The following is a 15,246-nucleotide window of genomic DNA, read 5'->3' as shown; positions in this document are numbered from 1 at the left end:
ATCGGGCCGCCGCGTTCGAGCAGCCACCGCATGATGGGAGTGAGCGGGACCGGGCCCACACCGTCGGCGTCGTGGACGCCGGCCGCGCCGACACCGTCGACGCAACCGCCGGCCGGCCCACGAGCCACCGCCGCCAGCTCCTTGACCGTCTGGTGCTTGAAGACGTCCCGGGCGCTGATCACGACTCCGGCCTCGGCTGCCCGGCTCACCAGCCGGATCGAGGTGATGCTGTCGCCGCCGAGGGCGAAGAAATCCTGGTCGAGGGGGACTTCGGACAGCTTGAGCAGCTCGCGGAAGAGCCCGGCGAGGATGCGCTCGGCCGGGGTCGCCGGTTCCTGTCCGGCAGCGGGCCCGGGCTCCTGTGCGAGCGCGGGCGATGCCTGGCCGGCTTCTTCGGAGGCCGCGTTCCACCGACCGCGTCGCCGGCGTTCGTCGTCCGCCGGGAGGTCCACGTCCTCCATGCGCAGGCCGGGGTCGGCTGCGACGGCGGCCAGGAAATGGACGAGCTGCCGGGTGAGCCACTGGGCCGTGGCCGGGTCGAACAGGTCGGTGCTGTACTCGGCGACGCCGTCGATGCCCGCCGGGGTGCCGTCGTCGTGACGGCGCTCGTTCAGGTAGAGGCAGAGGTCGAAGCGTGCCGCGCCGGTCTCGACGGGCTCGCGTACGACGCCCAGGCCGGGCAGGGACAGGGCGACGTCCGCGGCGTGACCGGTGAAGGCCAGCATGACCTGGAACAGCGGATGGCGGGCGAAGGTGCGCCGTGGGCTGAGGGCGTCCACGAGGAGGTCGAACGGTATGTCCTGGTGGGCGTAGGCGGCGAGGTCGAAGTCCCGTACGCGGTCCAGGAGTTCACGGAAGGTGGGGTTGCCCGAGGTGTCGGTGCGCAGGGTGAGGCTGTTGACGAAGAAGCCGACCAGGTCGTCCAGCCTGCCGTCGGCACGTCCGGCGACCGGCGTGCCCATGGTGATGTCGGTGCCCGAACCGAGCCTTGTCAGCGTCGCGGCGAGCCCGGCCTGGAGCACCATGAACAGGGTGGCCCGGGAGGCCGAGGCGAGGTCGGCGAGTGCGGCGTGCAGTTCCGCGTCGACGGTGAGGCCGGCTCGGTCGCCGCGTCCGGTGGGCTCGGCGGGCCTGGGCCGGTCGGCGGGCAGCGGCAGCTCTTCCGGAGCGCCCGCCAACGCCTCGCGCCAGAAAGCTGTCTGCCGTTCCAGCAGACTCCCCGTTTCACCTGCCGTCGCGCCGAACAGTTCGCGCTGCCAGTGTGCGAAGTCGGCGTACTGGACGGGCAGTGGCCGCCACGTCGGGGCACATCCGGTGAGCCGGGCCGTGTACGCCGTCTCCAGGTCGCGCATCAGCGGTGCCATGGACCAGCCGTCGACGGCGATGTGGTGGGCGAGCAGCAGCAGGACGTGCGTGTCGTCGTCGAGCGTGAACAGGGTGGCCCGAAGCGGCGTTTCGGCGGACAGGTCGAAGCGGTGCCCGGCGGCGGCGGTGAGCAGCGCGGGAAGTGCCGCCTCGGTGACCGGCACGACGGTGAGGCTCGGACGGCCCGCCGCCGGGTCCAGGATCCGCTGGTACGGAGTGCCCTGGAAGTCGGGGTGGAGGGTCCGTAGCGGTTCGTGGCGGGTCGCGAGGTCGGCGAGCGCCGCCTCCAGCGCCGGACGGTCGAGGGGGCCGGTGAGGCGCAGGGCGCAGGGAACGGTGTAGGTGTTGCTGCCGTCGAGGCGGCCCATGAACCACAGCCGCTGCTGGGCGTACGACAGCGGGATCGGAGCGTGTCCGCGTTCCCGCACCGTGAGTTCGGGACGCCGGGAGCCGCCCTCGGTTTCGCCGATCCGCACGGCCAGCCCGGCTGGGGTCGCCGCCTCGAACACTGCCCGTACGGGCAGTGCGGTACCCAGCGCGCTCCTGATGCGGTCGGTGAGCCGCATGGCGAGCAGGGAGTCGCCGCCCAGGTCGAAGAAGCCGTCGTCCGCGCCGACCCGGTGCGGATCCAGGCCGAGGACGTCGGCGAAGAGCCCGCACAGGATCTCCTCCTGCGGGGTACGCGGGGGTCGGCCCCCGCCGTCCACGGAAGGCTCCGGCAGGGCGGCGCGGTCCAGCTTGCCGTTGGCGGTCAAAGGCAGCCGGTCGAGGACGACCACGGCGGAGGGGACCATGTGGTCCGGCAGCGTCCGCCCCGCGTGACGGCGCAGCGCGTCCGCGTCGAGGTCTCGTCCGACGGCGTAGCCGACCAGCCGCCCGTCCCGTACGAGGACGACCGCCTGCGCCACGTCGGGGTGGCCGGCAAGCGCGGCCTCCACCTCGCCGAGTTCGATGCGGAAGCCACGGACCTTGACCTGGTCGTCCGCCCGGCCCAGGTACTCCAGCTCCCCGTCGGCCGCCTGCCGCACCAAGTCGCCCGTGCGGTACATGAGTTCACCGGGAAGGGCGGCGAACGGGTCGGCGACGAAGCGCCCCGCCGTCAGGCCCGGCCGCCCCAGATACCCGCGCGCCAGGCCCGCTCCCGCCACGTACAACTCGCCGGTCGCGCCCGGCGGCACCAGCCGCAGGCCCGCGTCCAGGACGTATGCGCGCAGGTCCGGGATGGCGTGTCCGATGCCGCTGGACTGCGGCCGGTCGCATACCGCGGCCTCGGTCAGCGGCAGGCCGGTGACATGGACCGTCGTCTCGGTGATGCCGTACATGTTGACCAGAACGGGCGCGTCCTGCGGGTGCCGGGTGTACCACTCGGCGACCCGCGTGAAGTCGAGCGCCTCACCGCCGAAGACCACGTACCGCAGGGCCAGTTCGCGCCCGACGTCCGGCAGGACGGCGTCCGCGCGCAGGAGTTCACCGAAGGCCGAGGGGGTCTGGTTCAGCACGGTGACGCGCTCGCGCGCCAGCAGCCGCAGGAACTCCTCCGGTTCACGGCTCACGGTGTACGGGACGACCACGAGCGTGCCGCCGTGCAGCAGCGCGCCCCACAGCTCCCACACCGAGAAGTCGAACGCGTAGGAGTGGAACAGCGTCCAGACGTCGTCCGGGCCGAAGTCGAACCAGTGCCGGGTGGCCGAGAAGAGCCGCACGACGTTCCGGTGCGGGACCGCGACGCCCTTCGGCCGTCCCGTGGAGCCCGAGGTGTAGATGACGTAGGCGATGTGGTCGCCGGTCAGGAACGGCGTCTCGGGTGCCGTGCCGGGATATGTCAGCGACTCGTCCGGCGTGACCACGGGGACCTCGCACGCGGGCAGGTCCGGCGCCATGTCCGCCGCCGTGACCAGCAGCACCGGATCGGCGTCGGCCAGCATGAACGCCAGCCGGTCCGTCGGGTACTCAGGGTCCAGCGGCACATACGCGGCGCCGGTCTTCAGGACCGCCAGCACGGCCACCACCAGCTCCGGCGAACGCGGCAGCGCGAGGGCCACCAGCCGCTCCGGGCCCGCGCCGCGCGCCGCCAGCAGGTGCGCCAGGCGGTTGGCCCGCGCGTCCAGTTCGGCGTACGTGAGACGGGTGCCCTCGTGCACCACGGCCGTGGCGTCGGGGGTGCGGGCCGCCTGGTCCGCGAACAGTTCAGGCAGGGTGGCCGAAGACGATACGGCCGTGCCGACGGCCCCGCCCAGCAGCCGCTCCCGCTCCCCCGGCAGCAGAATCCCGACCTCACGCACGCGACGCGCCGGATTCGCCACGAAGGCCTCCAGTACGGCGGCGAACCGGTCCACGAGCTGTCGGGCGCCCGGCTCGTCGTAGAGGTCGGGCCGGTAGGACAGGCGCAGGGCGAGGCGGCGGCCGGGCAGGACGGCGAGGGTGAGGGGGTAGTGGGTGGCGTCGCGGCCGGTGAGCTGGGTGATCCTGGACGCTCCGGGGCCGGTTGCGGCCGGGTGGTTCTCGAAGGCCAGCAGGGTGTCGAAGAGTTCGCCGCTGCCGCCCGCGACGCGCCGGATGTCGGCGAGTCCGAGGTGCTGGTGCGGCAGCAGGGCAGCCTGCCGCTCGTGGAGCGTGCCGAGGAGGTCGGTTACGGTGCCGTCCTCGTCCCAACGGACGTGGGTGGGCACGGTGTTGATGCAGAAGCCGACCATGGAGGCGATGTTCGGCAGTTCCGGCGGACGCACCGTCACCGTCTGGCCGAAGACGATGTCGGTGCGGCCGGTCAGGCGGCCCAGCAGCACACCCCAGGCGCCCTGCACGAGCGAGTTGAGGGTGATCCCGAGGGACCGGACGGTGCCCTCACCGGCACTGGTCAGCCGCTCGGGGAGCTCGACGACCAGTTCATGGGGCAGGACGGTGCCCGCGCCGGTCCGGCCGGGGGCGAGCAGGGTGGGTCCACCCCTCTCCGCCAGGGCGTCGCGCCAGGCGGCCTCGGCGGCGGTCCGGTCCTGCCGTCCCAGCCAGGCGAGATAGTCGCGGTAGGCGGGCGCCGACGGCAGGGCGGTCGGGTGCTCGCCCGCGTACAGGGCGCCGAACTCGCGCAGCAGCAGCTGCTTCGACCAGCCGTCCAGCAGGATGTGGTGGTTGGTGACGAGCAGGCGGTAGCGGTCCTGGTCCCACCTGACCAGCAGGTACCGCAGCAGCGGCGGCTTGGCGAGGTCGAAGCGTCGGGCACGCTCCTCGTCGAGCAGCCGCTCCCACTCCTTGTCGCGCTCGCCGTCGCCGAGGGTGGACAAGTCAGCCTCGGCCCAAGGGAGTTCGACGTCGGTGGGGACGATCTGCAGCGGCCGTCCGGCGTCCCGTCGACGGAAGCAGGCGCGCAGGTTGGGGTGCCGGTCGAGCAGGGCCTGTCCCGCGGCGCGCACGGCGGCGGGGTCGACCGGGCCGGTGAGCTCCAGGATCTGCTGGGTGGCGTAGAGGTCGGGGGACTGCTCGTCGTCGTACAGAGCGTGGAAGAGCAGGCCTTCCTGCAGCGGCGACAGGGGCAGGATGTCGGCGATTCCGGAACCGGACCGAGTCACCGTGGGTTACCTCCACTCATTGCCGAACTCGGCTTCGAGTTCGTCGATCTCTGCTTGGGACAGGGACACCAGGGGCAGATCGGACGGGGTGTGCCCGCCCGCCGCGCCGGTGCCGCCCTCGGCCTGCGCGGTCAGCTCCTCGAACCAGCGGTCCGCGAGGGCGCTCACGTCGTCCTCGGACCAGATGCCGGGGGCCCAGGACCAGGTGGTGTCGAGCCGGCCGCCCTCGGTGGTCACGGCCGTGATCTCCAGGCCGTGGGCCACGGACATGGCGGGGTCGTGCACGGCACCCAGGTTGCGCAGCACCTCCGGCGCCGGCGACCAGTCGCCGCCTCCCGAACGGGCCGTCCGCCCCAGGTAGTTGAACCCGACCTCCGGCGCCGGAAGGACGGCGAGAAGCGGCCCGTTGTTCGGGTCGAGGTGGCGGAGCAGGCCGTGTCCGATGCCGTGGTCCGGGACGGATCTCAGCTGTTCCTTGACGGTCTTGAGGACCTGCGCCGGGTCTGCGGGGTCGACTCCTGCAAGGTCGAGGCGCGCGGGTACGACGCTGGTGAACCAGCCGACCGTCCGCGACAGATCGATGCCTTCGGCGATCTCCTCCCGTCCGTGCCGCTCGACGTCCAGGAGCAGGCCCGGATGACCGTCCCTGGCCCGCCGCCATCGGACGAACGCGGCGGCCAGCGCGGCGATCAGGACGTCGTCGGGTCCGGCATGGAAGGCTGCGCACACGGTGGTCAGCAGCTCGGTGGTGGTCTCGGCCGGGAGCTGCCGGGTGAGGTGCCGCATCCCGCCCACGAGGTCTCGCCGCGGGTCGGGCCGACGGGCACCCAGCAGAGGGGCCGGAGCCTCCGACATCGCCCGCCATACGTCCACTTCGGCGGCCCGCGCCGGGCTGTGGGCCTCCCGCTCCAGCAGTCGGGCCCAGTGCCGGTAGGAGGTGCCCCGCTCGGGCAGCTCCTCCTCGCGCCAGGCCGCGGCCAGGTCTGAGCACAGGATGCGCCAGGACACACCGTCCACGACCAGGTGATGGATCGTCAGCAGTAGTCGGCCGGGGCGGTGGGGGCCGGTATCGCACCACACTGCATGCACCAACTCACCGCTTTCCGGGTCGAGTTGTGCTGCAGATCTGTTCGCCACATCACCGAAGTCCACCGGTCCGGTGATGCGTTCAAGCACCGTGGCCGCTTCGATCGTCCCAGGCGGCGGAACCTCCGCCGTCCGTCCGTCGGGCGCCAGGCGCAGCCGTAGCGCGTCGTGATGGTCGAGTACCGCCTGCAGGGCGGCCGTCAGCCGCTTCTCGTCCGCGCCCGCGGGGGTGACGAGCAGGACGGACTGGCTGAACGCCTCGATCGGGCCGCCGCGGTCGAGCAGCCGGTGCATGGCCGGGGTGAGGGGCAGCATGCCGGTCGGCGCGTCCTGCTCCTGGACCGGACCGGTGCCCGGCCGGGCTGCCGCCGTGGCGGCGAGGCAGGCGACCGTCCTGTGCTCGAACACGTCCCGCGGGGTCAGCCGCAGCCCCGCGGTGAGGGCTCGGCTCACCAGATGGATGGAGATGATGCTGTCGCCGCCCAGGTCGAAGAAGCCGTCGTCGACGCCGATGCCCTCGGCACAGACCCCGAGGACCTCGGCGAACAGGTCCCTGAGTACCTGCTCCTCGGGGGTGCGCGGAGCCCGGCCGGTCGTCTCCCGGGCGGTGGCCGGTGCCGGCAGGGCGGCGCGGTCCAGCTTGCCGTTGGGCGTCATCGGCAGCGCGTCGAGCGCCACGAGCGCCTCGGGGACCATGTGGGCGGGCAGCTGCCGGGCGGCGTGCGCCAGCAGGGCGGGGAAGTCGGCCTCGGCGGCTCCGACGACGTATCCGACCAGGCGCCGTACGCCGGCCCGGTCCTCGCGCACCACGACCGCGGCCTGGGCGACGGCGGGATGGGAGGTGAGCACGCCCTCGACCTCGCCGGGCTCGATCCGCAGGCCGCGGATCTTGAGCTGGCCGTCGGCCCGCCCGCGCAGCTCCAGGGTGCCGTCGGCCCGCCACACGGCCAGGTCGCCGGTCCGGTACATGCGCCCGCCGGTCGGATCGAAGGGGTCGGCGACGAACCGCTCGGCCGTTTGGCCGGGCCGCCTCCAGTAGCCGCGGGCCACGTGGCCGCCGGCGACGTACAACTCGCCCTCGACACCGACCGGTACGGGGTTGAGGCGGGTGTCGAGCACATACGCCCGGGTGTTCCACATGGGGCGGCCGATGGGCACCGGCCCGGTCGGCAGGTCGTCGCCGGGCTCGATGCGGTGGTCGGTGCAGCCGACGGTGAGTTCGGTCGGGCCGTAGTGGTTGATCAGGCGTACGTCGGGGTGGTCCCGACGCCAGGCGCGCAGGGCCTCGCCGACCAGTGCCTCGCCGCCGAGCATGAACTCCTCGCCCGGCGACAGGTCGTGCGGCAGGGCGGGCAGCAACGGGAGGTGGCTGGGGGTCGCCTTGAGGAAGGCGTAGCCACCGTTCACCGGCGCCGCGCCCGCACTGTGGAAGCCGGCGATGTGCACCCGGCCGCCGGCGGCGAGCGCCCCGTGCAGGGTGGTCACGGTGGCGTCGAAGGACATCGTGGCGTGCAGCAGCGAGGTGCCGCGCAGGCTCGGGTAGGCCTCGACGCAGCGGGCCACGTAGGTGGTGAGGTTGCGGTGCTCGACGACGACGCCCTTGGGGCGGCCGGTGGTGCCGGAGGTGTAGATCAGGTAGGCGGGGTCGGCGGGCCGGGCCCAGGGAAGGGGCATGTCCGGGGCGTCCGGGGCCGCATCCGGATCCACCGTGGGACAGCCGGCCTCGAAGCCGAGCCGGTCCCTGGCGATCAGGCACACGGGATCCGCGTCGGCGAGCAGATGGACGGTGCGCTCGGCCGGATGCTCCGGGTCCAGCGGCAGATAGGCCGCGCCCGCCTTGAGGACGGCGAGCACGGCGACGGCGAGGTCGACCGACCGGGGCAGCGAGAACGCGACGATCCGCCCCGGACCGGCACCGTGGGAGGTGAGGGCGCGCGCCAACCTGTCGGCCGTGACATCTAGTTGACGGTACGTCAGAGACGTCCTTGAGTCCTCGACCGCGACGGCGTCCGGCGCCTCGGCGGCGCGCGCTTCGAAGAGCCGGGGGAAGGTGGTGTCCGGCACCTCACGTGCCGTGTCGTTGAACTCGGCCAGCAGGCGGTGGCGTTCGCCGTCCGCGAGGATGTCAAGGGCGCCGATGGCGCGGTCGGGTGCGCGGACCGCGGCCCGCAGCAGACGTTCCAGCCGGGCGGCCAGTTCCTCTGCGGTACTCCGGTCGAAGAGGTCGGCGCTGTACTGGAGGATGCCCTCGATGCCGTCCGGGGAGCCGTCGGCGGTGCGGTGTTCGCCCAGGTTGAAGGTCAGGTCGATCTTGGTGGCTCCGGTCTCCACGGGCAGCGTGCGGGTGTGCAGTCCGGGGAGGCCGAGGCGGGGTCCGGCGGTGGGACGGAAGGCGAGCATCACCTGGAAGAGCGGGTGCCGGGCGAGCGAGCGGGGCGGGTTGAGGGCCTCCACCAGGTGCTCGAACGGCAGCTCCTGGTGGGTGTAGGCCGCCAGATCGGTCTCCCGGACCCGGCCGAGCAGTTCCCGGAAGCCGGGGTCGCCCGAGGTGTCGGTGCGCAGGACGAGGGTGTTGACGAAGCAGCCGACCAGGTCGTCCAGCACCTCGTCGGCGCGGCCCGCGACCGGTGTGCCGAGCGGGATGTCGGTGCCCGCGCCCAGCCGGGTGAGCAGGGCGGCGAGCCCCGCCTGCACGACCATGAACACCGTCGTGCCGGTCTCGGCGGCCAGCGCGCGCAGCCGCCGGTGCAGGTCCGCGTCCAGCCGGACGGGGATGTCGCCGCCCTGGTGGGTGGCGCGGGCGGGACGCGGACGGTCGGCCGGGAGCGGGAGTTCGTCGGGGAGTCCGGCGAGCGCCTCACGCCAGTGGTCGAGCTGTCGGTCCTGCTCGTCGCCGAGCATCTCGTGCTGCCAGACGCAGTAGTCGGCGTACTGGACGGGCAGCGGCGCCCAGCCCGGCTCGCGCCCCTCCAGCCGTGCCCGACAGGCGGTCGCCAGGTCGAGCAGAAGGGGGTCCATGGACCAGCCGTCGCCGGCGATGTGGTGCAGTACGAGCAGGAGCACGTGATCCTCGGGGCCGAGCACGAGGAGGTGCGCCCGGAACGGGGCTTCCTCTTCGATCCGGAACCCCTCCCCCGCCAACTGCCCCAGTCGATACGACAGTTCGGCATCGGTCGGATGGTCGACGACATCCAGGTCCGGCGTGAAGGGCGCCAGCAGCCGCTGGCACGGAAGACCGTCGGCGTCGGGGTAGACGGTGCGCAGGATCTCGTGGCGGGCGACGAGGTCGGCGAGGGCCGCGCGCAGGGCGTCCCTGTCGAGGCGGGCGCCGGTCAGCCGTACGGCGAGAGGGATGTTGTAGGCCGCGCTCGGACCCTCCAGACGGTGCAGGAACCACAGCCGCCGCTGAGCGGACGACAACGGAACCTCGCCCAGGCCCTTGCGGGGAATCGGCCGCGGAGCTGTTCGTACGGCCTTCCCGGCATCGGCCAGCAGCCGGGCCAGCCCGGTCGGAGTGGGCGCCTGGAAGACGTCCCGCAGGGCCAGTTCGACGCCGAGGACGCTGCGGATGCGGCCCAGCAGACGCAGGGCGAGCAGCGAGTGACCGCCGAGCGCGAAGAACCCGTCGCGGGGGCCGACCTCCGGCAGCCCGAGCACATCGGCGAACAGGGCGCACAGGAGCTGTTCGTGCGGGGTGCGCGGGGCGGCGTGCGGCTGCGGGGCGGCAGCTGCGGGCGGGGCCGGCAGCGAGGCCCGGTCGAGCTTGCCGTTGGGCGTCAGCGGCAGCCTGTCGAGGACGACGACGGCCGAGGGGACCATGAAGTCGGGGAGGCAGGCGGCGAGATGGTCGCGCAGGGCGTCCGAGGCGGTAGTGGTGCCCTCTGCACACACCGCGTATGCGACCAGCCGTCGATCACCGGGCCGGACCTCGCGGATGACGGCCACCGCCTGGGTGACCTCCGGGTGGGCGGCGAGGGCCGTTTCGATCTCGCCGGGTTCGATGCGGAAGCCGCGGAGCTTGATCTGGCCGTCGGCGCGGCCGTGGAACTCCAGCTCGCCGTCGGGCGTCACACGCGCGTGGTCGCCGGTGCGGTACATACGGGCGCCGGGCGGGCCGTACGGGTCGGCGACGAAGCGTTCGGCGGTCGCGCCCGGGCGGCCCAGGTAGCCGCGGGCCACGCCGGGACCGGCGACGTACAACTCCCCCACCGTGCCCGGCGGGAGCGGCTGCAGGGCCGAGTCGAGGACGTACGTCCGCATGCCGTCCAGGGGGCGGCCGATCGGCAGCGGGTCGGGGACCAGGGTGTTCGCCGTGCAGGGGCGGGAGGTGGCGAAGGCGGTGGTCTCGGTCGGGCCATAGCCGTCGGTGACCGTCAGCCCCGGGCAGGCTGCCAGGACTCGACGCACGGCGTCGGCGGGGACGGCCTCACCGCCGGTCCACACCTGGCGCAGCCCCGCGAAACAGCCCGGGTCCTCCTCGGCGGCCAGCCGGAACAGCCCGGCGGTCAGCCACAGCGCGGTCAGCCCGTGACGCTCCGTCAGGCGCGCGACGACGTGGGCGTCCACGTCCTCGTCCGGCCCGGCGACCACCGCGGTGCCGCCGTTCAGCAGCGGCACCCACATCTCGTACGTGGAGGCGTCGAAGGCGGTCGGCGAGTGCACCAGCACGCGCGCGTGCCCACCCTCACCGAACGCCGAGTCTGCGGCCAGGGCGGTGACGTCGAGATGGGTGACGGCGACGCCCTTGGGAATGCCGGTGGAACCGGAGGTGTAGCTGACGTAGGCGAGTTGGACCGGGTCCAGTGGCACGGCGGGGTCCGTGTCCGGTTCGGCGGCGAGCGTCGGGTCGTCGGCACTGACGACCACCGTGCCGTCGTACGACTCGGTGGGCACAGTGTCGGCGAGCAGGACGTTCGCGCCGGTCTCGGCCAGGATGTGCCGGGCGCGGGCGGCCGGTGCGCGCGGGTCGAGGCCGACGTAGGCACCGCCGGTCTTGAGTACGGCCAGAAGCGCGGTGAGAAGGCTGTCGGAACGGCCCATCAGGACCGCGACGCGGTCCTCCGGCCGGACACCGAGGGCGATCAGCCGGTGCGCAAGGCGGTTGGCGCGGGCATTCAACTGCCGGTAGGTCGTGGTCCGTTCACCCTGGATGATCGCGGTGGCCTCCGGGGCGGCCGCGACCCGGGCCGCGAACAGTTCGGGGACGGTCGCTGCCGCACCGGACGCAGGGGGGCCGGCAAGCTGCGCCTCCGCCCGTTCCTCCGGCAGCGTCACCTCGACCCGTCCGACCGGGGCATCGGCGACCACCGCTGCGGCGAAGTGCTCCACGAAGCGGGTGAAACGCCGGTGGTGAGCGGTGAGTTCGGCGTCCCTGTAGTGACCGGGGCCGGCATCCAGGTCGATGCGGAAGCCGTGGCGGTCCGCGCGGTCGTAGACGTTGACGGCGAGGTCCTCGACGGGCCCCGTGGACAGGTTGTGGCGGGTGGTGGCGTGCCCGGCGAACCGCAACTCCGGCCCGAACGCCATGATGTTGACGACGGGCCCGAAGAAGCGCCTCCCGCCCTGGGGCCAGTCCAGCTCGCGGCGCAGGTCCTCGCCCCTGTGGCGCTGGTGCGCCAGCAGCTCGCGGGTGGCGGAGGCCGCCTGGCGTACGAGGTCGTGGGCGGCGGTGTCGGGCCGTACGGACAGCCGCAGCGGAAGCACGTTGGACGCCATGCCCGGTGTCGCGAGTTCGGTCTCGCTCTCGCGGGCGGTGACGGCGAGGCCCAGGACGATGTCCCGGGCTCCGGTGAGCCGGTGCAGATAGGCGGCGGTCGCAGCGAGCAGGACGCGCGACCAGCGCGTGCCGGCCTCTTCGGCGGCCTGGTGCACCAAGTCCCCTGCATTTTGCGGGAGATGACCGGTGCGGCGGAGGAAGTGCCCGGCGACGTGCGGCGGTCGGGCGGAGAGACTCACCGGCTCGGGGCGGTCGGCGAGCGCGGTCGTCCAGAACTCCCGGTCCGACGCGTGCCGTTCGCCTGCACGGTAGGCCTCGTCCGCCTCGGCCAGCGGGGCGAGGGGCGAAAGTGGCGGGGTGTGGGGCGTGCCCGCGACGAGGGCGGTGTAGGCGTCGGCGACGCGGCTCGCGATGAGGGAGCAGCTGTAACCGTCGACGGCGATGTGGTGGTAGGGCTGGTACCAGATCCAGTGATCGTCCGCGAGCTTCAGCAGCGTGTACCGGAAGAGCGGGGACCGCTCCAGGTCGAACGGCGTCGCGAAGTCGGCGATCATCCAGGCCTGGGCGGCCGACCGGGGCTCGGGTTCGTCCGCGAGGTCGACGACGGGCAGGTCCCAGGCGGGGTCGGTCTCGACGAGTTGGCGGACGGAGTCGTCATCGGCCGCGAACCGGACCCGGAGCGTCTCGGTGGCCGCCACCACCTGCTCGACGGCCTCCCGGAAGCGGACGGGATCGACGGGGCCGTGGATCTCGGTGTATTCGCCCACGTTGTAGGCGGGCCCGGCGGGGTCGAGCCGCTGCCCGAACCACATCGAGCGCTGGGCGACGGACACGTCCAGGGGGCGCGGAACGGTCATCGGGCGGCCTCCGTGGCGGTCGCGAGGCCGGTCGACTGCCCTGCCACGAGCTCGGCGACGGCCCGCGGGCCCTCCTCCCGGCCGGGCCAGGGCACACGCAACCAGGGCTCGGCGGGTATCAGCGCCAGGTCGTGGGCCTGGCGGGCCCGGCCGCCGCCGGTGATGTTGAGGAGGACGAGTTCGTCGCGGCGGACATGGCCGTCGCGTACGGCCTCGGCGAGGGCGGCCAGGGCCACACCGGCGCCGGGTTCGATGTCGATGCCCTCGGTCTCCTCGAAGAGGGCCATGGCGTCCAGGGCAGCAACGTTGTCAGTGCACAGGACGTCGCCGCCGCTCTCGGTGAGCACATCGCGGACCCCGCCACGGACGGTGAACGGCGGGCGCCGGTTGGTCAGTTCACGGGCCAGCGGTTCGTGTTCGAGGTCGGCGGGCGCCGCGCCGGTACATCGCCAGGCCTCGTACAGCGGGGCGAACGGCGCGTTCTGGCACATCAGCAGACGGGGCGACGCCTCGCCCTCGGCGCGCAGCCGGCCTGCCGCTTCATGGCAGCCGATCGCTCCGGTGCCGCTGCCGACGGCCTGCACATAGGTCTCCGGCAGCCGGCCGAGGGCGTCGGCCGCGGCCAGCATGACGGTGCCCAGGCCGTCCCGGCGGCCGACGTTGCGCGAGCCGCCCTCGGCGTGGTGGCCGGGCAGCGCGGAGAGCAGGTCGGCGCAGGCGATGGCGTCGCTGTAGGTGGCGGTGCCGTCGAGGACGACGATCCGGACACAGGGGTGGAGCGGGGCGGGGAAACGCATCCGCTCCAGGGCCGGCGCGGGCACGACGAGCAGACAGGGCACCTGGTGGCGGGTGGCGGCCCAGGCGAAGGCGGCGGCGGTGTTGCCCGCCGAGGGAATCACCAGCACGGGCGGGTCGGCGGGCAGCCGGCCGAGCACCGTGTAGGCCTCCAGGTCCTTGAAGGTACAGGTCGGCAGGTACGCCCCGCGGTCCGGCCAGTACCCGTTGAAGGCGATCCACAGCCGGTCGAGGCCGATGCTGCGGCCGAGCCGTTCGGCGGGGTGGACAACCGGTCCGGGGACGTCTGGGAAGGTGCGCACCACCGGCAGCAGCGGGGCGTGCCGGAACAGGCCGGTGCTCTCCCCGGCGCGGGTTCCGGTTCTGTCGTAGTCGGTGTGCAGGAATGCCGGCTCGTGCCGACGGGAGCAGTCCAGTAGGAGGCCGTCGTCCTCGTATCGGGTTCCGCATGAGGAACAGACAACTGTGTAGTGACGTGTTCCCGGGCGTACTCCGGACATGTTCGCTTGCCTTCCGCAGTGCCGCGATTCGCTGATCAATTGGAACCGGCGGTTCGGGACGGGCGGGCGACGAGCGAATTACCTTTTGGCGACACCCAGTTGACGGACAGGAAGCGCTTACTACCTCCTTATGCGGAACGATGGACTGTTCAGTTCCGCTTCATCTGCACTTATCTGCCGGACAGTTGAGAAAGCGCATGCCATGGAGATCATCCGAAGTGCGCAAGCCGTTCGGAAAGGGTGGCGGACACATGAGCAATAGGCCGATGGGTACGAAAGCGGGGAATGGGGCGGAGCCCTCGCCCTGGCTCCCGTCCCCGGTTCCGGTTTCCCTTCTGTCGCCGGACGGCGGGACGGCGAGCAGGACGTACCCCGAGCCCTCACCCGAGTCGCTGCTGACGGCGTACCGGAAGATGGTCCTCGGCCGCCGCTTCGACGAGCAGGCCACGGCGCTCGCCCGGCAGGGCCGGCTAGCGGTCCACCCCTCCAGCCTCGGCCAGGAGGCCTGCCAGGTGGGCGCGGCGCTCGCCCTGCGCGCCACGGACTGGCTGTTCCCCACCTACCGCGACTGCGTCGCGCTGGTCAGCCGCGGGATCGACCCGGTCGAGGCGCTGACGCTGCTGCGCGGCGACGCGCACTGCGGCTACGACCCGGTACGGCACCGCACGGCACCGCAGTGCACCCCGCTGGCCACCCACGCCGCACACGCCGCGGGGCTGGCCCACGGCGAGCGGCTCAAGGGCACCGACACGGTCGCCCTCGCGCTCGTGGGCGACGGCGCGACCAGCGAGGGCGACTTCCATGAAGCCCTCAACCTGGCGGGCGTACTGAAGGCTCCGGTGGTGTTCCTGGTGCAGAACAACGGGTACGCCATCTCCGTCCCGCTCTCCGAGCAGTGCGCGGCACCGAGCCTTGCGTACAAGGGAGTCGGCTACGGCGTGCGCTCGGAGCAGGTGGACGGCAACGACGCGGCGGCCGTGCTCGCCGTACTGACCACGGCCGTGGAGGACGCCCGGGCGGGCGGCGGCCCGTGGCTCGTCGAGGCGCACACCTACCGCCTGGGCCCGCACACCAGCGCCGACGACCCCTCCCGGTACCGCACGGCCGCGGAGGCCGACCGATGGCGCGAGCGCGACCCGATAGCCCGGCTGGAGTCGGCCCTGCGCGAGCGCGGCCTGCTCACCGACGCCGATGCGAAGACCGCGGCGGCCGAGGCGGAGGCGTACGCCGCCGACGTACGCGAACGGCTTTCCGCAGAGCCGGAGTTGACCCCCGAGGCCCTCTTCGACCATGTCTTCACTTCGCCGCCCCCGCACCTGGCCGATCAACAAGCCCTTCTGCGGGCCGAGTTGGAGGACTGCTGA

At 72.9% G+C, this 15,246-nt stretch carries 3 protein-coding genes and 2 pseudogenes; 1 reads left to right on the top strand and 4 read right to left on the bottom strand.

Annotated elements, in window-relative coordinates; genetic code table 11:
• Window positions 1-140: 140 nt before the first annotated feature.
• The 4 genes and pseudogenes from P2Q00_RS51145 to P2Q00_RS23175 all read right to left on the bottom strand — a co-directional run.
• Window positions 141-296, bottom strand: a pseudogene (locus tag P2Q00_RS51145) (phosphopantetheine-binding protein); the annotation flags it as partial.
• Window positions 297-482: 186 nt separating this feature from the next.
• Window positions 483-4,928, bottom strand: a pseudogene (locus tag P2Q00_RS23185) (amino acid adenylation domain-containing protein); the annotation flags it as partial.
• Between the two features lie 6 nt (window positions 4,929-4,934).
• Window positions 4,935-12,587 carry a non-ribosomal peptide synthetase gene (locus tag P2Q00_RS23180; protein ID WP_275774578.1) on the bottom strand — a complete coding sequence of 2,551 codons (7,653 nt, stop codon included), beginning with the start codon at window positions 12,585-12,587 and terminating at the stop codon, window positions 4,935-4,937.
• Window positions 12,584-13,882, bottom strand: a complete 1,299-nt coding sequence (locus P2Q00_RS23175; RefSeq protein ID WP_275774577.1) for a cysteate synthase — start codon at window positions 13,880-13,882, stop codon at window positions 12,584-12,586. Before P2Q00_RS23175 ends, P2Q00_RS23180 begins: the two co-directional genes overlap by 4 nt.
• A 251-nt stretch (window positions 13,883-14,133) precedes the next feature.
• Here P2Q00_RS23175 and pdhA point away from each other — a divergent pair, with 251 nt between their 5' ends.
• Window positions 14,134-15,246 (top strand): pyruvate dehydrogenase (acetyl-transferring) E1 component subunit alpha, encoded by a 1,113-nt coding sequence (gene pdhA, locus P2Q00_RS23170; protein ID WP_275774576.1) that lies wholly within the window; start codon window positions 14,134-14,136, stop codon window positions 15,244-15,246.

This window comes from Streptomyces coacervatus, assembly GCF_029223485.1.
Taxonomy (GTDB): Bacteria; Actinomycetota; Actinomycetes; order Streptomycetales; family Streptomycetaceae; genus Streptomyces; species Streptomyces coacervatus.
This window is presented reverse-complemented; position numbering and strand designations above follow the sequence as displayed.

What these genes read in the sequence shown, in the direction of transcription:
- pdhA (WP_275774576.1), top strand. Translation starts at nt 14,134, where the DNA reads ATGAGCAATAGGCCGATGGGTACGAAAGCGGGGAATGGGGCGGAGCCC.
- P2Q00_RS23175 (WP_275774577.1), bottom strand. Translation starts at nt 13,882, where the DNA reads ATGTCCGGAGTACGCCCGGGAACACGTCACTACACAGTTGTCTGTTCC.
- P2Q00_RS23180 (WP_275774578.1), bottom strand. Translation starts at nt 12,587, where the DNA reads ATGACCGTTCCGCGCCCCCTGGACGTGTCCGTCGCCCAGCGCTCGATG.